This window comes from Aeromonas sp. s8, from assembly GCF_040907785.1.
GTDB lineage: Bacteria > Pseudomonadota > Gammaproteobacteria > Enterobacterales > Aeromonadaceae > Aeromonas > Aeromonas veronii.
Genome location: NZ_JBFOCL010000010.1, coordinates 1 through 22226, shown reverse-complemented (window position 1 = coordinate 22226; position 22226 = coordinate 1). Strand labels below are relative to the sequence as shown.

The 22226-nt window shown below is 60.1% G+C and carries 19 protein-coding genes and 4 tRNA genes; 11 read left to right on the top strand and 12 right to left on the bottom strand.

Annotated features, from left to right (window positions below; genetic code table 11):
- Nucleotides 1-38: 38 nt before the first annotated feature.
- Complete coding sequence (locus tag AB5Y86_RS02025) at nt 39-905, bottom strand: D-hexose-6-phosphate mutarotase (RefSeq protein ID WP_368191931.1); 867 nt, start codon at nt 903-905, stop codon at nt 39-41.
- 86 nt (nt 906-991) lie between these two features.
- Nucleotides 992-1987, bottom strand: a complete 996-nt coding sequence (gap, locus tag AB5Y86_RS02020) for a type I glyceraldehyde-3-phosphate dehydrogenase (RefSeq protein WP_005335708.1) — start codon at nt 1985-1987, stop codon at nt 992-994.
- A 347-nt stretch (nt 1988-2334) separates the two neighbouring features.
- On the opposite strand from gap, the gene malQ reads away from it, so the two are divergent.
- From malQ to msrB, 4 genes are all read left to right on the top strand, one after another.
- The gene (gene malQ, locus AB5Y86_RS02015) at nt 2335-4524 is read left to right on the top strand and encodes a 4-alpha-glucanotransferase (protein WP_368191930.1); all 2190 of its coding nucleotides are present in this window, start codon (nt 2335-2337) and stop codon (nt 4522-4524) included.
- Nucleotides 4525-4606: 82 nt separating this feature from the next.
- A complete protein-coding gene (glgB, locus tag AB5Y86_RS02010; RefSeq protein ID WP_368191928.1) occupies nt 4607-6784 on the top strand; it encodes a 1,4-alpha-glucan branching protein GlgB in 2178 nt (725 codons plus the stop codon).
- Nucleotides 6784-8940: a glycogen debranching protein GlgX gene (gene glgX, locus AB5Y86_RS02005; protein WP_335831148.1), complete on the top strand. Its 2157-nt coding sequence runs from the start codon at nt 6784-6786 to the stop codon at nt 8938-8940. The genes glgB and glgX overlap by 1 nt, the downstream gene beginning before the upstream one ends.
- 68 nt (nt 8941-9008) lie before the next feature.
- A complete protein-coding gene (gene msrB / locus AB5Y86_RS02000; protein ID WP_368191926.1) occupies nt 9009-9395 on the top strand; it encodes a peptide-methionine (R)-S-oxide reductase MsrB in 387 nt (128 codons plus the stop codon).
- A gap of 73 nt (nt 9396-9468) precedes the next feature.
- Here the strand turns inward: msrB and chrA are convergent, their stop codons facing one another.
- Nucleotides 9469-10635 (bottom strand): chromate efflux transporter, encoded by a 1167-nt coding sequence (gene chrA / locus AB5Y86_RS01995; protein WP_368191924.1) that lies wholly within the window; start codon nt 10633-10635, stop codon nt 9469-9471.
- A gap of 58 nt (nt 10636-10693) precedes the next feature.
- Nucleotides 10694-11149 carry an NUDIX hydrolase gene (locus tag AB5Y86_RS01990; protein ID WP_368191922.1) on the bottom strand — a complete coding sequence of 152 codons (456 nt, stop codon included), beginning with the start codon at nt 11147-11149 and terminating at the stop codon, nt 10694-10696.
- Nucleotides 11150-11344: 195 nt separating this feature from the next.
- Here AB5Y86_RS01990 and AB5Y86_RS01985 point away from each other — a divergent pair, with 195 nt between their 5' ends.
- Nucleotides 11345-11572 (top strand): hypothetical protein, encoded by a 228-nt coding sequence (locus tag AB5Y86_RS01985; RefSeq protein WP_005335715.1) that lies wholly within the window; start codon nt 11345-11347, stop codon nt 11570-11572.
- A 145-nt stretch (nt 11573-11717) separates the two neighbouring features.
- Nucleotides 11718-12035 (top strand): hypothetical protein, encoded by a 318-nt coding sequence (locus AB5Y86_RS01980; RefSeq protein WP_005343224.1) that lies wholly within the window; start codon nt 11718-11720, stop codon nt 12033-12035.
- Between the two features lie 136 nt (nt 12036-12171).
- On the opposite strand, the gene AB5Y86_RS01975 is transcribed toward AB5Y86_RS01980, so the two are convergent.
- Nucleotides 12172-12648: an Lrp/AsnC family transcriptional regulator gene (locus AB5Y86_RS01975; protein WP_005304871.1), complete on the bottom strand. Its 477-nt coding sequence runs from the start codon at nt 12646-12648 to the stop codon at nt 12172-12174.
- Nucleotides 12649-12959: 311 nt separating this feature from the next.
- Nucleotides 12960-13583: a metalloregulator ArsR/SmtB family transcription factor gene (locus AB5Y86_RS01970; RefSeq protein ID WP_110303554.1), complete on the bottom strand. Its 624-nt coding sequence runs from the start codon at nt 13581-13583 to the stop codon at nt 12960-12962.
- A gap of 106 nt (nt 13584-13689) precedes the next feature.
- Here AB5Y86_RS01970 and AB5Y86_RS01965 point away from each other — a divergent pair, with 106 nt between their 5' ends.
- Complete coding sequence (locus tag AB5Y86_RS01965) at nt 13690-14919, top strand: MFS transporter (protein WP_368191920.1); 1230 nt, start codon at nt 13690-13692, stop codon at nt 14917-14919.
- 110 nt (nt 14920-15029) lie between these two features.
- Nucleotides 15030-15848 carry a Cof-type HAD-IIB family hydrolase gene (locus AB5Y86_RS01960; protein WP_368191918.1) on the top strand — a complete coding sequence of 273 codons (819 nt, stop codon included), beginning with the start codon at nt 15030-15032 and terminating at the stop codon, nt 15846-15848.
- Nucleotides 15849-15899: 51 nt separating this feature from the next.
- On the opposite strand, the gene AB5Y86_RS01955 is transcribed toward AB5Y86_RS01960, so the two are convergent.
- Nucleotides 15900-16463 carry a DUF2799 domain-containing protein gene (locus AB5Y86_RS01955; protein WP_069554893.1) on the bottom strand — a complete coding sequence of 188 codons (564 nt, stop codon included), beginning with the start codon at nt 16461-16463 and terminating at the stop codon, nt 15900-15902.
- Nucleotides 16464-16670: 207 nt separating this feature from the next.
- On the opposite strand from AB5Y86_RS01955, the gene AB5Y86_RS01950 reads away from it, so the two are divergent.
- Both AB5Y86_RS01950 and AB5Y86_RS01945 read left to right on the top strand, forming a co-directional pair.
- The gene (locus tag AB5Y86_RS01950; RefSeq protein WP_076492465.1) at nt 16671-17510 is read left to right on the top strand and encodes an isopenicillin N synthase family oxygenase; all 840 of its coding nucleotides are present in this window, start codon (nt 16671-16673) and stop codon (nt 17508-17510) included.
- 210 nt (nt 17511-17720) lie between these two features.
- Nucleotides 17721-19034, top strand: a complete 1314-nt coding sequence (locus AB5Y86_RS01945) for a sodium-dependent transporter (RefSeq protein WP_005335722.1) — start codon at nt 17721-17723, stop codon at nt 19032-19034.
- A gap of 3 nt (nt 19035-19037) precedes the next feature.
- Here AB5Y86_RS01945 and AB5Y86_RS01940 read toward each other — a convergent pair whose 3' ends face one another.
- Nucleotides 19038-19757: a substrate-binding periplasmic protein gene (locus tag AB5Y86_RS01940; protein WP_368191916.1), complete on the bottom strand. Its 720-nt coding sequence runs from the start codon at nt 19755-19757 to the stop codon at nt 19038-19040.
- 432 nt (nt 19758-20189) lie between these two features.
- Between AB5Y86_RS01940 and AB5Y86_RS01935 the strand changes: the two genes are divergently transcribed.
- A complete protein-coding gene (locus tag AB5Y86_RS01935; RefSeq protein WP_368191914.1) occupies nt 20190-21503 on the top strand; it encodes a sodium-dependent transporter in 1314 nt (437 codons plus the stop codon).
- A gap of 339 nt (nt 21504-21842) precedes the next feature.
- Here AB5Y86_RS01935 and AB5Y86_RS01930 read toward each other — a convergent pair.
- The 4 genes from AB5Y86_RS01930 to AB5Y86_RS01915 form a co-directional block, all read right to left on the bottom strand.
- Nucleotides 21843-21918, bottom strand: a tRNA-Val gene (locus AB5Y86_RS01930).
- A 17-nt stretch (nt 21919-21935) separates the two neighbouring features.
- A tRNA-Lys gene (locus AB5Y86_RS01925) sits at nt 21936-22011 on the bottom strand.
- A gap of 36 nt (nt 22012-22047) precedes the next feature.
- Nucleotides 22048-22123, bottom strand: a tRNA-Val gene (locus AB5Y86_RS01920).
- Nucleotides 22124-22139: 16 nt separating this feature from the next.
- A tRNA-Lys gene (locus tag AB5Y86_RS01915) sits at nt 22140-22215 on the bottom strand.
- Nucleotides 22216-22226: the final 11 nt, after the last annotated feature.

Sequence of the window (22226 nt, the reverse complement as noted above, 5' to 3'; positions counted from 1 at the left end):
CGCGGGAGCCCTCTTTATTTATCTGAACCTAATCCAACTCAGATGATTACGGTGGAGAGGCTGTGCTCTTCATCCGGCGCAACGGTCACACCCGCCTCGCCAGCGATGGCTGCTTCGACGCAGAGCATGGTGCGATAGCCATCGTCGCTCATGTCGGCCATGGCGGTGGCCCCTTCCAGCCAGGGGGTCCAGACCACCACGCTGTCGTGGTTGCCACTGACAACCCGGATCTCGCGCTCACCATCCTGCACGCTCACCAGCGCCTCTGGCTGCCAGTAGACCCGATCCAGCGGCCCGCTCAGGGTCAATGCACCCTGCTGCTTGGCATCCTGTCCGGTCAGCTTGTCGGCATAGGGCTCGCCCAGGCCGGTGACGCTTACCGCCTCTGGTGAGCTGATCTGCAAATAGGTGTGCAGCGCACCGCTATAGGTCAATGGGTGAGCACCTGTGTTGCGAGTGGTCAGCACCAGCGAAAGCTCTTTGCCCACCAGCACGTCCAGTTCCAACTCGAAGGAGTGATCCCACAGGGCACGGGTCGCATCGCTGTCGCGCAGGGAGAGATGAACAAGCGTGCCATCAGCGTGATCTGAGACCCCGTCCAGCATCCAGAGGGTGGTACGGGCAAAACCGTGGGAGGGCTTGCCGCTACCGACGCGGGCGGGCGCCGGGCCAAACCAGGGCCAGCAGATCGGGATACCACCGCGAACAGGCTTGCTGCCATCCAGCACCGCCTTGTCACTCAGCCAGATGGAGGCCGGCTCGCCATGACGCTGATAGCTCAGCACATGGGCGCCAAACAGGCTGATCTCGGCCTTGGCATAGTCGTTATTAATGGTGAGAACCGGCAGACCGGCCGCATTGTTGGCAAGCTTGCAATTGGCTGTCAGGGGACGAATGGATTGCATGTGGACTCCTGTCATCAGGGGAAACCGAAAAACAAAAAGGCGGCCAATGGCCGCCTTTTTCAAGCTACGCGATTGCGCATCCCAAATTACTTGGAGATGTGAGCGATCAGGTCCAGAACTTTGCTGGAGTAGCCCATTTCGTTGTCGTACCAGGATACAACTTTAACGAATTTGTCGTTCAGCTGGATACCAGCCTTGGCGTCGAATACGGAGGTCTGACGCTCACCCAGGAAGTCGGTAGATACAACTTCGTCTTCGGTGTAGCCCAGAACGCCTTTCATAGCGCCTTCGGAAGCAGCTTTCATCGCTTCGCAGATTTCTGCGTAGGTGGCAGCTTTCTTCAGGTTAACGGTCAGGTCAACAACAGACACGTCCGGAGTCGGAACACGGAAAGCCATACCGGTCAGCAGGCCTTTCAGTTCCGGGATAACTACGCCAACAGCTTTGGCTGCACCGGTAGAGGACGGGATGATGTTCTGAGCCGCACCGCGGCCACCGCGCCAGTCTTTGGCAGACGGACCATCTACGGTCTTCTGGGTAGCAGTGGTAGCGTGAACGGTGGTCATCAGGCCAGACTCGATACCGAAGGTATCGTTCAGAACCTTGGCGATCGGGGCCAGGCAGTTGGTGGTGCAGGAAGCGTTGGAAACGATGTCCTGGCCAGCGTAGGTAGAGTCGTTAACACCCATTACGAACATCGGGGTAGCGTCTTTGGACGGGCCAGTCAGAACAACTTTCTTGGCACCAGCAGCGATGTGCTTACGAGCAGTCTCGTCGGTCAGGAACAGACCGGTAGCTTCAGCAACAACGTCAACACCGATTTCGCCCCACTTCAGGTTGGCCGGGTCACGCTCAGCGGTAACACGTACGGTTTTGCCGTTTACAACCAGGTTGCCGTCTTTAACTTCAACGGTACCGTTGAAACGACCGTGAGTTGAATCGTACTTCAGCATGTAAGCCATGTAGTCAACATCGATCAGGTCGTTGATACCAACAACTTCGATGTCTGCACGCTCGCAAGCCAGACGGAATACGAAACGACCGATACGGCCAAAACCGTTAATACCTACTTTGATAGTCATATTTAGTTACCTAACTGTTCAGTAGTCAAAGAAAATTCCGCTTGTAAATTTACTAGAACTCTCCGGTGAGTCAACCAACATTCTGTCTGAAATTGCGCTATATCATGAAAAACTGTGAAATTAATTTTCTGTTTATGTAACTGATTACCACGTTTTGACGAAAAAAGTGCCAGTTCGTGGCATCGCGCAGATATCAACAATAGTGCCTACTCGGTCACACAACCATTCACAGAGATATGTAAAAATGTGCGCGGTTTAGCATGGCCAAAGAGCCACTGTTCAAGTACCACCCCATAAAAATCAAACAAAATAGTATAGATAGAATCCACAGCGGGAATTCTCAAACTATGACCACCCTGATTGAACAGCTGGCTGCCGCAAAAGGTATCGCCAGCGAGTATGTCGATGCCTGGGGCCACCCGGCCCAGGTATCAGAAGATAGCAAGGCCGCCATGCTGGGCGCCATGGGCTACCGCGTCGATGACGAGGCCGCACTGGTGCAGCAGCTGGAAGAGGAGCATCGCCAGCACTGGCTGCGGGCGCTGGATCCTGTGATGGTGGTTCGCACCGGCGACGCCGTTACCCTTGAGGTTCGCCTCCCCATCGAATTCGTCAACGACGCCCTCACCTGGCAGCTCCAGCAGGAGCAGGGTGCAGTGCTGTCCGGTCAATTCACCCCCATCGAGGGTGAGCTGGTCGGCGTGGCCGAATTTGAAGAGATGGAGTGCCAGGCCTATCGCGTCACTCTGGATATGGCCCCGGAGCTGGGTTATCACCAGCTGGTGTTGCTGGAAGAGGGCAATGACGAGCCGCTGGCTACCATGCGCCTCATCGTTGCCCCCAAGGCCTGCTACAAGCAGGCGCCAATTGCCGATGGCCGCAAGGTATGGGGTCCGAGCGTGCAGCTCTACTGCCTGCGCAGCCGCCACAACTGGGGCATCGGTGATTTCAGCGATCTGGGCCAGCTGGTCGAGAAAGCCGCAGCCTGGGGTGCCCACTTCGTCGGCCTCAACCCTATCCACGCCCTCTATCCGGCCAATCCGGAGAGCGCCAGTCCCTACAGCCCCTCTTCCCGTCGCTGGCTCAACGTGGCCTATATCAATGTGGAAGCGGTGCCCGAATTCCAGCAGAGCGATCGCCTGAAGGCGGAAGTGGCAAGTCCTGCCTTCCAGCAACATCTGGCCGATCTGCGCGCCAAAGAGAACGTCGATTACACCGGCGTGATCCAGACCAAACTCGGCATGCTGCGTCAGGTGTTCGATGAAGCCACCCTGAGCGCAGAGCGTCAGGCCGCCTTTGATGCCTTCGTGGCCGCCGGTGGCGACAGCCTGCAACAGCAGGCAGCATTTGATGCCCTGCAGGCCCACTTCTATGCCAAAGGCGAAAATGCTTGGGGCTGGCCGGTATGGCCGCAGGAGCTGCGCGATTACCACAACCCTGCCGTTGCCGCCTGGATGGCCGCGCACCCGCAAGATGTCAACTTCTACCTCTATCTGCAGTTCCTGGCTGATGAGCAATTGGCGCAAGCCGATGCCCGTGCCAAGGCTGCCGGCATGGTGATGGGTATCTACCGGGATCTGGCGGTGGGCGTCTCCGAAGGTTCCACCGAGATCTGGGCCAACCAGGATCTCTACTGCCCGAAAGCCTCGGTCGGTGCGCCGCCCGATATCCTCGGCCCGCTTGGTCAGAACTGGGGCCTGCCCCCGATGAACCCGAACAAGCTGTTTGAAGCGGCCTACCAGCCGATGGTGGACTTGTTCCGTGCCAACATGCGCTCCTGTGGCGCTCTGCGCATCGACCACGTGATGGCCTTGCTGCGCCTGTGGTGGGTACCGCCCGGAGCGTCCGCCGCCAAGGGCGCCTACATCTATTATCCGGTCAACGATCTGCTGGGCATTCTGGCCCTCGAATCCCACCGCAATCAGTGCCTGCTGATCGGCGAGGATCTGGGCACCGTGCCGGAGGGGATCGACGTGACCCTGAAAGAGAACGGCGTTCACTCCTACAAGGTGTTCTTCTTCGAGCGCTCCAAGGAAGATGGCGGCTTTATCTCCCCGGCGCACTACACCGAGCAGGCGATGTCGGCCCTGACCACTCACGACATGCCAACCCTCAAGGGCTTCTGGCACTGCGATGATCTGGCGCTCGGCCGTCAACTGGGTTTGTATCCGGATGAAGATGTTTTGAAGACTCTGTATGCTGATCGTCACCAGGCCAAACAGCGGATCCTCGACAGCTTGCATGCCCACAAGGTCATCTCTGACAACATCAGTCATGACGTGAATTGGGTCGGCATGAACACCGAACTCAACCACGGTCTGCAGATCCACATGTCCCGCGGCAGCTGCGCCCTGTTCAGTACCCAGCTGGAAGACTGGCTGGAGATGGACAAGCCGGTCAACGTACCGGGCACCAGTTACGAATACCCCAACTGGCGCCGCAAGCTTTCCGCTGATCTGGAAGATATTTTTGCCAATGAGGCACTCAAGGCACTGGCTGGCAAGATGAGCCAAGCCCGTGATGAGGCCAGTCGTTGAGACGCTGTCTCCCACAGCGCTCTCACCTAAATCCACTCCGGCTTCGGCCGGAGTGGATGCTCTGTCATGAAAGGAAATCTCGATGCTCGTTGAACGTTTGGTTGCTGCCCGCTGTTCCGATCCCTTCTCTCACTTAGGCCTGCAGGCCAATCCGGATGGGCCCGGCCTCAAACTGACCGCCTGGTTGCCTGATGCCCTCGAAGTTCGCGTCAAGGATCTCAAGTCGGGCAAAGTCGTTGCCACCCTGGCGCCCACCGATGAATCGGGTCTTTTTGAAACTGTTTTCACCCGCCGCAAAAACGCCTTCCCCTATCAGCTGATCGCCAGCTACCAAGATGCCACCACCGAGGTCATCGACCCCTATCAGTTTCAGGATGCCGCCTGGGCAGGCCTGGCCGAACTGACCGCCCAGCCGGAAAACCTCTATCACACCCTTGGCGCCCAGCTGCGCACCGTGGAGCATCTTGGCCAGCAGGTGGAGGGGGTGCGTTTTGCGGTCTATGCGCCGAGCGCCACCGCCGTGAGCCTCATCGGCGATTTCAACTTCTGGGATGGCCGCCGCCACCCGATGCAGCGCAGCCTGTGCGGTCACTGGGTGCTGTTTGTGCCGGGCCTCAAGGCCGGGGATCGCTACAAGTTCGAGCTCAAGGACCCCATGGGCAACCGGCTGCCCCACAAGAGCGATCCGGTCGGCTTTTACTGCGAGCAGTATCCGTCGTTCGCCTCCGTGGTCTATGACCACGCCCAGTACCAGTGGCATGATGCCGAGTGGATTGCCAGCCAGCACAACGACAAACGCGAGCAGCCGCTCTCCATCTATGAGCTGCATGTCGGCTCCTGGAAGCGCCACCCCAACGGCGACAGCCTGAGCTGGCGCGAGCTGGCAGTGGAGCTGGTCGCCTACGTCAAGGAGATGGAGTACACCCACATCGAGCTGCTGCCGGTCTCCGAGCACCCCTTCAGCGGCTCCTGGGGCTACCAGCCGGTGGGCATGTTCTCCCCCACCAGCCGCTACGGCACCGCCGATGATTTCAAATACTTCGTCGACCAGTGCCACCAGGCAGGCATCGGCATCATTCTGGACTGGGTACCCGCCCACTTCCCGTCCGATGCCCACGGGCTGGCCCGCTTCGATGGCACACCGCTCTACGAGTACGAAGATCCGCGCCGTGGCTGGCACCCGGACTGGAACTCCTACATCTACGACTTCGGCCGCGACACAGTGCGCCAGTTCCTGGTAGCGAGCGCCCTGTTCTGGCTCGACAAGTTCCACATCGACGGCCTGCGGGTGGATGCGGTCGCCTCCATGCTCTATCTGGACTATTCGCGCAACGCCGGTGAGTGGGTGCCGAACGTCGATGGCGGCAACCACAACTACGAGGCGATCAGCCTGCTCAAGTGGACCAACGAGGAGGTCTACGGCAAGTATCCCCACGCCATGACCATAGCCGAAGAGTCCACCGCCTTTGCCGGTGTCTCCCGCCCCACCTTCCTCGGCGGCCTCGGCTTTGGCTTCAAGTGGAATATGGGCTGGATGCACGACACCCTCACCTATATGCAAAAAGAGCCGATCCACCGTCGCTACCACCACAACGACATGACCTTCTCCATGGTTTATCACTATGACGAGAACTTCATCCTGTCGCTCTCCCACGACGAGGTGGTGCACGGCAAGCACTCCATGCTCTACAAGATGCCGGGCGACGAGTGGCAGCAAGCCGCCAACCTACGGGCGTACATGGGCTTCATGTACGCCCACCCGGGCAAGAAGCTCAACTTCATGGGCACCGAAATCGCCCAGAGCAACGAGTGGAACCACGATGCCCAGCTGCCATGGCATCTGCTGCAATATCCCAAGCATGCCGGTCAGCAGCGGCTGATCCACGATCTCAACCACCTCTACCGTCATGAGCCTGCCTTGTATCAGGCCGATTATGAGCAGACCGGCTTCCGCTGGCTGGATCACAACGATGCCGACAACAGCATCTTTGCCTGGCTGCGGGCGGACAAAGAGGGCAAGCAGGCTATTGTGGTGGCTTGCAACTTCACCCCGGTGCCCCGTCTCGAATATCGGATCGGCGTCCCAGCTGCGGGCCACTATCGGGTGGTGCTCAACACCGACAGCGAGTATTACTGGGGCAGTAACTATGATGTAGGTCTGGTGTTCGCTGCCGAGCCGACCCCCTGGCAGGGGATGGCGCACAGCATAGTGCTGGATCTGCCGCCGCTGGCGACCTTGTTTATCAAACAGGAGTCTTGATGCTTGTAATGGAAAAAGGGGTGGGCCACCCGCTGGGGGCCCGCCTTGACGAGAACGGTTGCCACTTCTGCGTCTGGGCCCCCCAGTCGGACAAGGTGGAGCTCTGCCTGTACGACGAGCAGGAGCAGGAGCTGATGCGGCTGGAGTTGCCCGGCCGCCGTGGCCAGTATCGCTTTGGCTACGTGCGCGGTGTAAAGGCCGGTCAGCGCTACGGCTATCGGGTCTATGGCACCCCGCAGGAGGGGATGCTGTTCGATCCGCAAAAACTGCTCATCGACCCCTACGCCAAGGCGCTCAGTCGTCCCACCTACTGGGATGAAGCCCTCTATCAGGGGGACAGTGCCGGGATGATTGCCAAGTCGGTGGTAGTGGATGACAGTTTTGACTGGCAAGGGGTTGGCAAACCCGGGATCAGTCCGGCCCGCACCATTATCTACGAAACCCACGTCAAAGGCTTTACCAAGCAGCACCCGGGGATCCCCAAAGCGCTGCAGGGCACCTACCTTGGCATCAGTCACCCGCTGGTTATCGAACACATGAAGAGTCTCGGCATCACCTCGGTGCAGCTGATGCCGGTGGCCGCCTTCATGTCGGAACCGCGACTGGAGCAGCTGGGACTGACCAACTACTGGGGCTACAACCCCATCGCCTTCTTCGCCCCGGAGCCGCGTTACAGCACCCGAGCCGACGAGGCGGTGACCGAGTTCAAGACCATGGTGCGCGAGCTGCACCGGGCCGGGCTCGAGGTGATCCTGGATGTGGTCTACAACCACACTGCCGCCTCTGGCTTCGACGGCCCTACTCTCTCGTTCAAGGGCTTTGACAACGCCGGTTACTACGCCTTCGAAGCGGGCCCCCACGGCCCGGACTACACCCGTCACGCTAACGTGACCGGCTGTGGCAACAGCGTCAATCTGGATCACCCCAACACCCTGCGGCTGGTGCTCGATGCCCTGCGCTACTGGGTCACCGAGATGCAGGTGGATGGCTTCCGTTTCGATCTGGCGGTGACGCTGGCGCGGGAAGCGGGGGAGTTCGAGCCCATGGGCGCCTTCTTCAAAGCCGTGATGGCCGACCCTGTGCTGTCACAGGTCAAGCTCATCGCCGAACCCTGGGATATCGGCCCCTTCGGCTACCGGCTGGGTCAATTCCCGAGCCAGTGGCAAGAGATCAACGACCGCTACCGCGACACAGTGCGCGCCTTCTGGCGCGGTGATGCGGGCAAGATGGGGGACTTTGCCACCCGCTTGGTGGGGTCGCGGGATATCTTCCCGAAGAACTGGCGATCGCCCCACACCAGCGTCAACTACCTCTGCTATCACGACGGTTTCACTCTGGAGGATCTGGTCTCCTACAACCAGCGCCACAATCAGGCCAATGGTGAGGACAATCGCGATGGCCACGGCAACAACCTCTCCTATAACCACGGGGTAGAGGGACCAACCCTGGATCCGCGGGTCAACAGCCTGCGCCAGCAGCAGAAACGCAATCTGATTGCCACCCTGCTGCTCTCCCAAGGCACTCCCCACTTCCTCGCCGGGGACGAGATGGGCCGCAGCCAGCTTGGCAACAACAACGCCTACTGTCAGGACAACCAGATCAGCTGGGTCAACTGGCAGTGGCGACCGGAGGATGAACGGCTGTTCGCCTTCACCCAGCAGATGATGGCGCTGCGGGCGGAGTCGTGTGTCTTCTCCAACCTGCAACTGAGCGACGACAGCTGGAATGGCACCCCGTCCAGCTGCCATCAGGTCAACTGGTATCACCCGGACGGCCACCAGCTCACCGATCAGGATTGGCACGCCCCCATGGGGCAGGCGTTCGCCATGGATATCGGCATGATCAACTGTGTCGGCGAACGCTGGTACGTGCTGTTCAACGCCAGCGACTATGATATCCAGTTCCGCCTGCCACCGCCGGGGGAAGGGCTGGAGTGGATCCAGACCATCGACACCGCCACCAACGATGGGCTGCCCTTCCTGCCGGATGACATCAAACGGCAGGTGGCAGTCGGCCGGGCCCACTCCCTCAAACTGCTGGAACGGGTAGCGCTGGCCAGCACGGCGGAGGATGCCCAGCCACCGCAGCAGGAAATTCTCCCTGCATCCGGTGAGGAGATGGTTGCCACCTCGATCACAGATACAGGCAAAGCATAAGAGGCATGCTGGAGTCAGCTTTACGGAGCCGCTATGCTGGGCTCCGGTATGGATGGCAAGGAGTCGGTATGAGCAGTAACAATCCGGAAAAGTGGCGCAGCAAACTGACCGCCGAGCAGTTTCACGTCTGCTGGGAGAAGGGCACAGAGCACCCCTACAGCGGCGCCCTGCTCCACAATCGCAAGAGCGGCGACTACCTCTGTGTCTGCTGCAAGAGCGTGCTGTTTCACTCAGGAGCCAAGTTTGATTCCGGCTGCGGCTGGCCCTCGTTCGACAAGGCCATCGAGGGGACGGTGGAGTACACCGAGGACAACAGCCACGGCATGAAGCGGGTGGAGATCACCTGCCGCCAGTGCGGCTCTCACCTCGGTCACGTCTTCCCCGATGGACCGACCGAGACAGGCCAGCGCTACTGCGTCAACAGCCTGAGTCTGGATTTCGATCCCGACGCTTAAGCGGCTGACCCATTGCAATAAAAACGGCGCCTCCATCACGGAGGCGCCGTTTTTTATCGGGATTTCACCGCGTTCACGCCAGCAGGATAGCAGCCATCACCAACAGGGCCGCGATGGCCGGCACCGGCAACTTCAACACCCGCAGCAGATAAAAGCCGATGGCCACCAGCGCCAGATCGGTCGGCGCCAGCACCGCACTCTGCCACACCGGCTGATAGAGGGCCGCCAGCAGCAATCCCACTACGGCAGCATTGATGCCGGTGACGGCCCCCGCCAGACGGGGATGGGCCAGCCACTGTTGCCAGCAGGGGCCCACCGCCCAGAGCAGCAGAAAGCCGGGTGCAAAGAGCGCCAGGGTCGCCAACAGGGCCCCGATCATCGGCATCTCGGGCTGCAGCTGGGCGCCAAGATAGGTGGCAAGGGTAAACATGGGGCCCGGCACCAACTGGGCCAGGCTGTAACCGGTCAGAAACTGCTGCTCGTTGAGAGTGTGGCCCACGCTCTCTTGCAGCAGCGGCAGCACCACATGGCCACCGCCAAACACCAGACTACCGGCGCGATAGAAGTCAGCAACCAGTTGCCCAAGCGGACTACCGAGCAGCGGCAGACTGATAAAAAGGATGCCAAACAGCAGCAGGGTCGGCCAATGAGGCTGACTGCTGGCAGCAGAAGGCAGCTCGGCGGAGGCTGGCACACTACCCGTCCCGCACTGGCTGCGGGCGCAGATCAACGCCGCTCCCGCCAGCATCAACAGTTGAGTCAGCAGACCGGGCTGCCACCAGAGTGCAGCAGCGGTCACCACCATAATCCCCTGGGTCATTCCCGTGGCACAGAACTGACGACTCATGGTGAGCACCGCATCGGCCACCACGATGAGCGCCAACAGCTTGAGGCCATGCAGCGCCGCATCAAGCCACAAATTGCTGCCCAGCTGGCCGATGCCGATCGCGGCCACCAGTAGCAGAAGAAATGAGGGCAGCGTGAAGCCAAGAAAAGCTGAGAGCGCCCCGCCCAGACCGGCGCGATGACGACCGATGGCGAAACCAAGCTGGCTGGAGGCGGGCCCCGGCAGCAGTTGGCACAGCGCCAGCAAGCGAGCAAATTCGGCCTGTGTCAGCCAGCCGAGCCGCTGGACGAAGGTGCGCTGGAAATAGCCGATATGAGCGGCCGGACCACCAAAGCTGATGCATCCCAGCCATAAAAACTGAATAAATACCTGTCCCACGCTCTTCTCCCTCATCCCTCTTCTCCCGATGGATAGGGGATATTATGACAGCGCGATGATCGTTTTATGACAATCAGACTGATTCGGCCGACACCATTGGCACATCACCCGGCAGATAGCAGCGTCCCGCCAGCCAGCAGGCGATGGACTGACGGCTGGCGTCGAAATGGGGCTCGGGCAACTCGCGCGGATCGCACCAGACCCAGCCTTCGCACTTCTCCGGCTCCAGCAGCTGCGGCTCACCATCGGCCTTAGCGTGCAGCGTCACCGAGATATAGTGCAGCCCGCTCTCGCGCAAGGTCTCCAGGTTGTTGGTCACCGCTACCACCTCGGGCCCATGGATCTCAAGTCCCGTCTCCTCGGCCACCTCGCGGATCGCCGCCGACTCGAAGCTCTCCCCCAACTCCAGATGACCACCCGGGATCGACCAGTAGGGGGCATGGCTCCCTTTGCGTTTGCCAAGCAGCACCTGGCCTTGGGCGTTGGTCAGGATGACGCCGACCCCGACGCGGGGATAGAGAGTGGACATGAAAACGCTCCTTCAATCAGGCAGTAAAACGGCCCCACCTTAGGCCCAAGGAGGGCACAGGGCAAGCCCCGGCTGCACGGCACCTGCGCCTGTCGGTGGCTCCTCCCCTTGCCCCTTAACCGGTTATCACTGATGCTGGGGAGTAGAGAGGTCATCCCAATCCTCTCAGTCCCCCATCACCCCGAGGAGTCCGCCATGAAAAAATTGCTCCCCCTGTGCGCCCTGCTGCTCACGGCTTGCCAAACCACGCCGCCCCCCAACTCGCTCGCCATCGATGATGCTGACGCCTGGCAGGCCATTTGCAAAGATGGCACCCGGGTTCGCGCCGTGGTAGCAGAGGGGATCTGTGGGGATCATCGCGGGGTAGCCATGTGGACGAATAAGCCAAGAGCTGAACGGATGGCAGAAGAAGCCGCCAAATAGTGTGATCCAGGCACCATAAAATGACACTGCCGGCCAATTGGCCGGATTTTTTCGCGATCTCGCCAGCACTTTGCCACCTTGTTCATGGTGCGCTCAGTTTTCTGTTCCCATACTGGCCCTACAGTTCCAAAAGAGGAGAGACAAGATGCAAACATCCATCGTCGGGCTCTCCATTCTGTGGGGGCTAGCCAGTTTTGGTGTTCAGGGGGATTTCATCGAGAGCCGTGATTCCGTTGCGCCATCCTGGCAAGCCGAGTCCAGAGTGGAGATGGAAGGTTATCTGATTGAATCGCTTGGCGAAGATCGCTGGCTGTTCGACAACGGCAGCGAGAGCCTGCTGGTATCCCTGCCCGAGGGGCAGTGGGTGCCGACCGGCGAGCGGCTGCGGGTCAGCGGCGAACCGCAGCAGGAGCAGAGCGGCTGGCTGCTGCAGGTGGAAGACATCAGCCAGGTCAGCGTCTGACCACAGCAGTCGCCATTCCCCGTCACCGCGACAGCTAATCCAGACCCGATAACCACTACCGAATAACCAAGAGCGAATAGCAAAAGAGGAGGCCACTGGCCTCCTCTTTCTGTTTCTATAAGCAGTTTGCGCAGCCTTAACCCAGATGGTTGAGCGGCAGCGCCGTCTTGTGCTTGATGCGGCGCAGCACGAAGCTGGAGCGCACACCGGTCACCCCCGGAATATGGGTCAGCTTGTCTAGCAGGAAGTGCTGGTAGTGCTCCATGTCGCGCACCACCACCTTGAGCTGGTAGTCGGCATCGTTACCGGTGATGAGATCACACTCCAGCACTTCGGGCAGTTCGCTGATGGCGCGATCGAAGTTTTCAAACCGCTCCGGCGTATGTCTGTCCATGGAAATGTGAATGTAGGCGGTGAGGGTGAGGCCAAGCTGGCGGGCGTTGAGCAGAGTAACGTGGGTGTCGATGAGACCGGCATCCTCCAGCGCCTTGACCCGGCGGGAGCAGGGGGACGGGGAGAGCCCGACCAGCTCGGCCAGTTCCAGATTGCTGATGCGGCCATTCTCCTGCATCAGCTCGAGAATATGTCTGTCTATGCGATCAAGTTTCAGCATTTACCCTTCCTCGTTGCAATGACTAATCCACTTTTCCTAGATTAAGGGTGAACTATTGCAAAAACAACCGAAATAAGTGGTTACTTTGCAACCACTCACCGGCACGGGAGGGATACTATGGTTACATCTTCCGGTGGCAAAGCAGATACCTGACCGGGTCTCTGCGGTGAAGGACCTTACCGGGTCAAGAGCCCCATCAGCCGTCTTACCTTATCGGGAAACGACGGGCTGGAACGAGAGAACCCCCTCCCCGAAGGCAACAAAGCAGGCATCCCGGCGCCTGCTTTGTTGTTTTTGGGCGTTTGACGAAATCAGAGCGCGGGCGGCGTGATGCGATAGAGGCAGCGATGCGCCCCCTCCAGCAGATATTGCTCCCGCTCCACCGTCGCCGGCGCCAGCAGCTGGCGAAACAGCGCCAGTTCGCTGCGACAGAAACCGCGGCAGGTACGCGCTGCCGCACAGATGGGACAGTGGCTCTCCCACAGCAGCCAGCTGCCATCCTCTTCGCGGCGGATCTCCGCCATGTAGCCCTCGCGAGTACGCAGCTCCTTGAGCGCCGCCAGCCGGCCAGATAAGCCATGGGACCCCAGCGCCTCCTGATAGCGCGCCAACATCTGCTGCTCTCGCTGCAGGATCAGCCGCTCCATCCCCTCCTCGCCAAACAGCTCGCGCACGTTGTCGATCAACTGCACGGTCAGATCGCTATGGCTATCGGGGAAGCGCTGCCAGGCCTGCTCGGTGAGCTGCCACAGACGCACGGGACGACCGCGCCCGCGGGCCTCGTCGCTGAATGTGACCCACCCCTCCTGCTCCAGCGTGAGCAGGTGCTGGCGGGCGCCCATGGAGGTCATCTGCAACTGCTCCCCCAGCGCGGCGGCGCTCTGCGGGCCATGGCTCTTGAGCAGAAACAGGATCTTGTCGGTGCTTGCGTTCATGATCTCATTATGGGGAGCGCCCTTTATTAAATCAACAATTCACTTTACTTAATCCCGTCTATGAATCAGCATAAATAAACAAATAACTTTATTTAATGGGTGCGACATGGAGAAACACGGGCACAAAAATCCCCTCTGGGTGCTGGTCATGACGGTCACGCTGGCAGTTGCAGGCTTCAGTCTCCCCTCCCCGGTGTTGGCACCCTTGCTGCTGGATCCGGCCCACGGCATGCTGACGCCGGAAGCCTCCGACTGGAGCCGCAAGGTGTGGCTGGGGTTCATCATGGGGCTCTATCCCCTGTTCCAGCTGGTGGGCAGTCCCTGGCTTGGTCGCCTCTCCGACCGCTATGGCCGCAAGCCACTGCTGTTGCTCTCGCTGGTGGGGGTACTGGCAGGCTATGCCCTGATGGCACTCGGTATCGCCTGGCGCTCCCTCCCCCTGTTGCTGCTCAGCCGGATTGTGGAGGGGCTGTGCAACGGCAACATCGCCATCGTGCAGGCGATGGCGGCGGATCTCGCCGGCAAGGAGCACAAGGCGCGCAGCTTCGCCTGGATCAACATCGGCATGAATCTGGGCTGGGTCGTGGGGCCGATGATCGGGGGCTACGCCGCGGTGATCTCGGGGGATTACAGTCTGGCCGCCTGGCTGGCGGTAGGAATGACCCTGCTCAACCTGCTGCTGGTGTACTGGTTGATCCCCTATCGTCCGCCGGTGGCGGCCACCCGTCAGACAGCGACCCTCTCCAGCCGCCAGCTGTTGTTGCAACCGGCCCTGCTGCCCTACTTCGCGCTCACCCTGATCAGCTATGGCGCCGTGCAGCTCTATTTCACCTACTTCAATATCTGGCTGGTGGAGCGGCTGGCCTGGGATCCGGCCCAGCTGGCGCAGGCGGCGGTGCTGGTGAGTTTGCCCATGATGGCGGGCTCCTGGCTCGGCTCCCGCATCGCCCGTCACTGGCGCGGCAGCTCCCTCGGGATTGTCGGCCATCTGGTGATGGCGAGCGGCATGCTGCTCTTTATCCTGCCCGTGCACTGGTGGGGACTGGCGCTTACCTTCGTTCCCGCTGGCATCGGCATGAGTCTGGGGGAGCTGGCCACCTCGGTGGCAATCTCCAACCGCAGTCACCCGGAGCAGCAGGGGCAGGCAATGGGGCTCTACCGCGCCCTCGCCGTGGGCAGCGAGATCCTGGCGGTGCTGCTCGGCAGTCTGGTGCTGCTGGCCGGTACCGAGTGGCCCTTCTATCTCGCCACCCTCTGCTCCCTTGCCAGTGCCGCCGGTTTCTATCTGCTGCGTCGCCGTGCCGACCGTCGTCAACAGCTGGCAAGCTGCACCTGAGCCACGAAGGGATCACAGTTCGACGCTTCGGCCGCGGGCAAGACTTGCATCGGGGCGCCGGGTCTGGGACGGTAAGGCTCTTTACGGATTTGTTCGATGCTGGAGGAGCTATGAGTGAGTACAAGGCCATCGCGCTCGATATGGATGGCACCCTGCTGACCCGGGATCACAAGATCTCGTCGGCCACCCGGGCAGCCCTGGCGCAGGCCCGCGCCCACGGCATCAAGGTGCTGCTGGTCACGGGGCGCCACTACATGACGGCGCGTCCCTTCCACCACGAGCTGGCCCTCGATACCCCCCTCATCTGCAGCAACGGCGCCTATCTCTATGAACCGGTGCAGAACCGGATCCTCAGCGGCGACCCGCTGGCGGCCGCCCCGCTTACCGAGCTGCTGGCCGCGGTCGAGGCGCAGCAGATGGGGGCCCTGTTCCACCTGAGCGAGGGCATTGGCTACATCGGCTGTGAAGATCATGTCACCCGCATCCGCCACTGGTCGGCCAATCAGCCGGACCACCTCAAGATCGCCCTCCACCCGGTCGAGGAGCTGGCAGGCTGGCTCGATAAACCGGTCTGGAAGCTGGAGCTGTTCAATCAGGATCCGGCACGCCTGCACACCTTTATGGGCGAGGTGGTAGAGCAGATGCCCTTTACCCGCGACTGGGCGGCCCCCTATGCGGTGGAGCTGGTGCAGCCCGGTTGCAGCAAGGGCAACCGGCTTGCCCAGTGGGCAGCCAGCGAAGGGATTGCGATGGAGCAGGTGGTGGCGTTTGGGGACAACAACAACGACATCAGCATGTTCGAGCAGGTAGGGCTGGCGGTGGCCATGGGCAATGCGGCCCCGCAGATCCAGAGCCATGCCCACCGGATCACGGCTGACCACAACGAAGATGGTATCGCACTGGCACTGCAGCGCTGGGTGCTGCCCTGATCTGACAAGGTGCAACATGGCCAGCACGCGGGCTGGCCATGAAGAGAGGGATTAACCGCCGAAGGAGAACTGGATCACCCGATCCGGATAACGCAGACGATTGTACTCCCGGCGCAGGGATTCGTAGTGGCGAATGGCCCGATCGCGCTTGGCTCGGTAATAGTCACGCTGTTCCGTGTTGGTTTCGTTGCGGATGCTGCGCTCCAGCGTATCGATATCCCGCTCGGTACGCTCCAGCTCGTCGCTGATCTCCCGCATGCGGGCAGCCAGCTTGTACTCTTCGTAGCCACGCTGATACTGCTTGAGGAAGCTGGCGTCATTGGGGCATACCCCCAGATAAGCCTGCCCCTCCTTGCCCTTGCTGTAAGCCAGCTCGGGAATGCAGTAGAGCTCCAGCCCCTTGTCGTAGCCCCGTTTCCACTCGGCCTCATCCACTTTGAGGCCATATTCGCTGCAAGACGAAACGTAATCGCGGGTCGCCTGACGGGTTTTGCCTTCCGATCCATCCTGATAACCCAGGTTGTACCAACTCATGGTACGGCATTCATCTTCTGACAGGGCACTGCATCCCGCCAGCAATACCGGCAGGGTCAGCAACAGGATTTTGGGGGACATGAACAGACTCCGGAAAAGATAGTGACCGGCATTCTAGAGAGGATAAAAGGCCATAACAAGGGATGCGCTCCCGTGCGGTCTGGCGCGGTTTATTTGATGTTTTTGTCACTATTCAACGCCGTGCCAGACGGGGCGGCCAACCCGCTTTCCTTGTTATCAGGTGCAAGGTAAACTGCGCCATCTTTTAACTGGCTCGCAACAAAAACAATGAAAGTCCTGACCGTCGATTACCGCTCACCCGATGCGGCCCAACGCTTCACCGAATCCCTGCGAACCACCGGCTTTGGCGTGCTGACCAACCACCCCATCCCGAAAGAGCTGGTGCAGTCCATCTACGACAACTGGTATCGCTTCTTCATGAGCGAGCAGAAGCAGGATTTCCTGTTCAACCGCGAAACCCAGGATGGCTACTTCCCGCCGTCGGTCTCCGAGGTGGCCAAGGGCCATAGCCAGAAAGACATCAAGGAGTACTTCCACATCTACCCCTGGGGCCAGATGCCGGAAGAACTGAAGGAGCAGGCGATGGAGTACTACCGCCTCGCCAACGGTCTGGCCGCCGAGCTGCTGGGCTGGGTCGAGCAGTACACCCCGGCCGATATCGCCGCTCACTACAGCTGCCCCCTCTCCTCGATGATCGAAGAGAGCCAGAAGACTCTGCTACGGGTGCTGCACTATCCGCCGTTCGATGGCACCGAGGAGCCGGGCGCCATCCGCGCCGCCGCCCACGAGGATATCAACCTGCTTACCATTCTGCCCGCCGCCAACGAGCCGGGGCTGCAGGTGAAGGGTTCCGACGGAGAATGGATGGATGTGCCGTGTGACTTTGGCACCCTCATCATCAATATCGGCGACATGCTGCAGGAGGCCTCTCGCGGCTACTATCCCTCCACCACCCACCGCGTCATCAACCCGACCGGTGGCAGCGCCGCCAAGTCGCGCATCTCCCTACCGCTGTTCCTCCACCCGCGCCCGGATGTGGTGCTCTCCGAGCGCCATACTGCCCACAGCTACCTGATGGAGCGGCTGCGGGAGCTGGGGGTGATCTAGTCCGCCGACGAGCCGTTGTCAGAGACCAAACCGGAGCAATCTCGCTCCGGTTTTTATTTGGTGGCAGGATTGGGCAAAAAGCAGAATTAAATTAGCCAATCATGCCAATAAATCGCATTTACACCTGATAACCGTCGTAGTGATTGCGCCGTGACCTCCGTAACATGAGCGCCATTCTGCCCTGCCAAGGGGCGCTCGATTGGAGTTCTTATGAAGCAGTCCCAATGGTCATCCCGACTCGGCTACATCCTCGCCGCAGCGGGTTCCGCGGTCGGTATCGGCGCAATCTGGAAATTCCCCTATGTCACCGCCGTCAACGGCGGCGGCGCCTTCCTGCTGGTCTTTCTGCTGTTCAGCTTCACCCTGGGGGTTGCGGTACTGATGGGGGAAACCCTGCTCGGCAGCATGAGTCGCCGCGGGGTAGTCGGAGCCTTCTCCGATCTGCTCGGCAAACAGTGGCGCTGGGTTGGGGTAATGGGGGTGATCTCTACCCTGCTCATCTACTGCTTCTACAGCGTGGTGGGCGGCTGGACCCTGGGTTATACCGGCATGGCCATCTCAGGCCAGCTCAACCATGGGGATGCGGCGGCCCTCACCGCCCGCTTCAATGACTATGTCAGCGGCGACGTCTGGCCCATTCTCACCCATCTGCTGTTTGCCGCCCTCACCTGGATGGTGGTGCAAGGCGGCATTCAGAAAGGGGTGGAGCGCACCTTGCGCTGGATGATGCCTGCCCTGTTCCTGATGATCCTGATGCTGGTCGCCTTTGGCCTCACCCTGCCCAATGCGATGGCGGGGGTTCGTCACTTCCTGATGCCCGACTTCAGCAAGCTGGGGATGTCTGGCGTGCTCGATGCCATGGGGCTGGCCTTCTTCTCCCTCTCCATAGGTCTTGGCATTCACACCACCTACGGCGCCTATCTGCCGACCAGCGAAGGGGTTGGCCGCTCCAGCCTCTGGGTGGTACTGCTGGCCAGCATGGTGGCAGTACTGGCGGGGCTGATGATCTTCCCGGTGCTGGCATCGACCGGTATCGACCCGGCATCCGGTCCCGGTCTCACCTTTATGACCATGCCGGCGGTGTTTCAGCTGCTGCCCTTCGGTCAGGTGCTTGAGGTGATCTTCTTCGCCCTGCTGGTCTTTGCGGCGCTCTCCTCGGCCATCTCCCTGCTGGAGCATTTGCAGTGCTTCCTGTGCGAGACCTGGGGTTGGTCACGCCGCACGGCCTGCAGCGCCATCACTGGATTCGTCATGGTTAGCGGTGTTCCGGTCAGCCTGTCGTTTGGCCCGCTGCAACACGCAACCCTGTTTGGCAAAACCATCTTCGAGCTGCTGGACTTTGTCACCTCCAACCTGATGATGCCGCTGTTCGGCTTGATGCTGACGCTGCTGCTGGGCTGGAAGCTGGGGCGCAAGGCGTTGCCACAAGGGATTGCCAGCCACTGGCATCACCTGCTGATGAACTGCTGGCGCTGGATTGCCCCCTTGCTGATCGGCGGGATCTTGATTCGCGGTCTGGTGTGACGGTTACTCTTCGCGGGTGGGCTCATCGGCCCGCCCCTGGGCGGCTCTGACAGCCTCCAGGGCATGCTGCCAGCGAGTGATCTCGGCATCATCCGTTCCCTTGGAGAAGACGATATAGAGACCGGCCTGATGGAGCAGCACGCCACTGCTGACGATGCTGCGCCGGGATAACCCCATCTTGTCGAGGGCGGCCTCCATCACCAGCTCCGCCATCGGCAAGGCATCGATCTTGCCCAGCATCAGCCGCTCTATCGCCTCCCCGACTGTCTTGTAGCGCACAAGATTGGTGTAGCCCTCATGGGTCAGCCGCACGTCATCGGCATTGCCCAGCACGACCCCCACTCTGGGCAGATCTCGCAGCTGCGCCAGCGAGGTCAGCGGGTGGCGACTATCCGGCACCTGATAGATAAAGACCCGATTGATAAAGAGCGGGCCAACCCATTTGAAATGGGACTCCCGCTCCGGGAGCCGCTGCACCACGAACAGTCCATAGCCGGGCTCGACCCGTGCCAGCGCCAGCGCCCGTTTGAGCGGGTAAATCCGCACCGGATAGCGGGTGCCAAGCTCCTCCTGCACCTCATCAATCAAACGAATGGCGAATCCGTCGAGCTTGCCGTCGCGGTATTCGGTAAAGGGGGGTAAGTCGTGACTCAGCAGGGTTAATCCGGGCTGCGCCGACACACTCAGGCTGATCAGTAACCAGGGCAACACCATCCATCTCATACGACATCCTGTCTCATCGTTGTTCCCGTCAGCGCCATGTAGCAGTCACTAGTTCCAGAAGAAGCTACGTCGATTATCGCCCAGTAAATAGCCGCAAGGTAGAAAAGATACGGCCCGGCGAGGTTTTCCCCCACTGAGTTGTACGTATAGCCAGAGTGGTGACAGCGGCACACATAAAAAATTTTTTATTTTATGTGTCAATTATTCTTTCCATGGTTTAGGCTGTTTCCTCATTCATAAGTCAGGTTGTCACCTCATGTCTGCCATCCTCGTGCTGTTTGGTCGATTTTTTAGCTCGCAAGAGAGGTGACCTTGCACGCACAGTTTTTCTGAATGTTCATTGCAAAGGTCGCCTCAGGCGGCCTTTTTTATGGTCTGTCGTTTATTGCTACAGAGGAGTATTGCTTCGATGTCGTGTTACCCGGAGGTTGTATGAGCCAGGTTCAGTGGTCTTCCCGTCTCGGTCATGTGCTGGCCGCAGCAGGCACAGCGATTGGCCTTGGTGCCATCTGGAAGTTTCCCTATGTGACCGCCACCAATGGCGGTGGCGCCTTCCTGCTGGTTTTTCTGCTGTTCAGCTTCACCCTGGGGGTAGCGGTACAGGTCGGCGAAACCCTGCTCGGCAGCCATAGCCAGCGCGGGGTGCTCGGCGCCTTTCGCAAACTGGTGGGGCCGAACTGGCGCTGGATGGGGTATATGGGGATCGCCTGCGGCTTCTTTATCTACAGCTTCTACAGCGTGGTCGGTGGCTGGACCGTGGGTTACGCCGCGCTGGCGATGGCTGGCAAGCTCAACCTGAGCGAGGGAAGCGCCCTAACCGCCCTGTTCAACGGCTATGTCAGCAACCCCTGGTGGCCGGTGCTGACCCATCTGCTCTTCGCGGGCCTGACCTGGTGGTTCGTGCAGGGGGGGATTCAGAAAGGGGTTGAGCGGGCACTGCGCTGGATGATGCCCGCACTCTTCATCATGATGTTGCTGCTGGTGGGGGTCGGTCTCTCCATGCCGGGCTCCATGGCGGGTGTGCGCCAGCTGCTGCTGCCGGACTTCTCCATGCTGACCGGCCAGAGCGTGTTGGACGCGCTGGGACTGGCCTTCTTCTCCCTCTCCATCGGGCTCGGGGTACACACTACTTATGGCGCCTACCTGCCCAATAGCGAAGGGGTGCTGCGCTCCGGGGTCTGGGTGGTCACACTGGCAAGCCTTATCTCGGTGCTGGCGGGCTTGATGATCTTTCCGGCGCTGGCCTCTACCGGCATAGACCCCACTGCCGGGCCGGGTCTCACCTTTATGACCATGCCTGCCGTGTTCAGCCATCTGCCGTTCGGTCAGGGGCTGGGGGTGATCTTCTTCCTGTTGCTGCTGGTCGCCGCTCTCTCCTCCTCCATCTCCATGCTGGAGCATCTGGTGCGCTTCACCACCGAGGAGTGGGGCTGGTCGCGTCGTGGCGCCTGCCGGGTACTGACCCTGCTTATCATGGCATCCGGCATTCCAGTGAGCCTGTCGTTCGGCCCATGGAGCGATCTGACCCTGTTTGGCAAAACCATCTTCGAGCTGCTCGACTATCTCACCTCCAACCTGATGATGCCGCTGTTTGGTCTGGTACTGACCCTGCTGCTGGGCTGGCGCCTGGGTGATGCCATTCTCCCTGTAGGCCTGTCACCCGCCCTGCGTCTGGCGCTGCTCTGGTGCTGGCGCGTGGTGGCGCCGCTGCTGATCAGCGGGATCCTGATCCGCGGGATCATGTAGCACCTTGCGCATCTTTGCGGGCAGGCCTTGGCCTGCCCTTTTTATTGCTGGCGTTTACTTTATTACAGGCGTTCATATAAGCAGCATCACGATGGACAGGAGTGCAGTCGGGCAATCTCGGCAGAGCAGAGTAGAGGATGTGCGAAATAACAGAGTGGCAGAGTGGCAGAGTGGCAGAGTGGCAGAGTGGCAGAGTGGCACACTATAAGAGGTGGTGCTCGGCTCGCCACCACGGCAACAGAAGAAGCTGGAGTACTGAATTTCAGGCAAAAAAAATCCCCATCTGAATGGGGACTTTCTCTGCAACCGCAGCTGATATCTCAGCTTCGCTTGCGAATATGGTGGTCGTTACTGGGATCGAACCAGTGACCCCCTCCTTGTAAGGGAGGTGCTCTCCCAGCTGAGCTAAACGACCTGGGATTCTTGAAATGATGGTGGGTCGTGCTGGATTCGAACCAGCGACCAATTGATTAAAAGTCAACTGCTCTACCGACTGAGCTAACGACCCATCTAAATCATTTTTTTAAACTTTTTACTGCAAATATGGTGGTCGTTACTGGGATCGAACCAGTGACCCCCTCCTTGTAAGGGAGGTGCTCTCCCAGCTGAGCTAAACGACCTGGGATTCTGAAATGATGGTGGGTCGTGCTGGATTCGAACCAGCGACCAATTGATTAAAAGTCAACTGCTCTACCGACTGAGCTAACGACCCATCTAAATCAT

Bases quoted from the DNA above. Each gene is read 5' to 3' on its own strand.
- AB5Y86_RS02025 (WP_368191931.1), bottom strand. From the start codon at position 905: ATGCAATCCATTCGTCCCCTGACAGCCAATTGCAAGCTTGCCAACAAT.
- gap (WP_005335708.1), bottom strand. From the start codon at position 1,987: ATGACTATCAAAGTAGGTATTAACGGTTTTGGCCGTATCGGTCGTTTC.
- malQ (WP_368191930.1), top strand. From the start codon at position 2,335: ATGACCACCCTGATTGAACAGCTGGCTGCCGCAAAAGGTATCGCCAGC.
- glgB (WP_368191928.1), top strand. From the start codon at position 4,607: ATGCTCGTTGAACGTTTGGTTGCTGCCCGCTGTTCCGATCCCTTCTCT.
- glgX (WP_335831148.1), top strand. From the start codon at position 6,784: ATGCTTGTAATGGAAAAAGGGGTGGGCCACCCGCTGGGGGCCCGCCTT.
- msrB (WP_368191926.1), top strand. From the start codon at position 9,009: ATGAGCAGTAACAATCCGGAAAAGTGGCGCAGCAAACTGACCGCCGAG.
- chrA (WP_368191924.1), bottom strand. From the start codon at position 10,635: ATGAGGGAGAAGAGCGTGGGACAGGTATTTATTCAGTTTTTATGGCTG.
- AB5Y86_RS01990 (WP_368191922.1), bottom strand. From the start codon at position 11,149: ATGTCCACTCTCTATCCCCGCGTCGGGGTCGGCGTCATCCTGACCAAC.
- AB5Y86_RS01985 (WP_005335715.1), top strand. From the start codon at position 11,345: ATGAAAAAATTGCTCCCCCTGTGCGCCCTGCTGCTCACGGCTTGCCAA.
- AB5Y86_RS01980 (WP_005343224.1), top strand. From the start codon at position 11,718: ATGCAAACATCCATCGTCGGGCTCTCCATTCTGTGGGGGCTAGCCAGT.
- AB5Y86_RS01975 (WP_005304871.1), bottom strand. From the start codon at position 12,648: ATGCTGAAACTTGATCGCATAGACAGACATATTCTCGAGCTGATGCAG.
- AB5Y86_RS01970 (WP_110303554.1), bottom strand. From the start codon at position 13,583: ATGAACGCAAGCACCGACAAGATCCTGTTTCTGCTCAAGAGCCATGGC.
- AB5Y86_RS01965 (WP_368191920.1), top strand. From the start codon at position 13,690: ATGGAGAAACACGGGCACAAAAATCCCCTCTGGGTGCTGGTCATGACG.
- AB5Y86_RS01960 (WP_368191918.1), top strand. From the start codon at position 15,030: ATGAGTGAGTACAAGGCCATCGCGCTCGATATGGATGGCACCCTGCTG.
- AB5Y86_RS01955 (WP_069554893.1), bottom strand. From the start codon at position 16,463: ATGTCCCCCAAAATCCTGTTGCTGACCCTGCCGGTATTGCTGGCGGGA.
- AB5Y86_RS01950 (WP_076492465.1), top strand. From the start codon at position 16,671: ATGAAAGTCCTGACCGTCGATTACCGCTCACCCGATGCGGCCCAACGC.
- AB5Y86_RS01945 (WP_005335722.1), top strand. From the start codon at position 17,721: ATGAAGCAGTCCCAATGGTCATCCCGACTCGGCTACATCCTCGCCGCA.
- AB5Y86_RS01940 (WP_368191916.1), bottom strand. From the start codon at position 19,757: ATGAGATGGATGGTGTTGCCCTGGTTACTGATCAGCCTGAGTGTGTCG.
- AB5Y86_RS01935 (WP_368191914.1), top strand. From the start codon at position 20,190: ATGAGCCAGGTTCAGTGGTCTTCCCGTCTCGGTCATGTGCTGGCCGCA.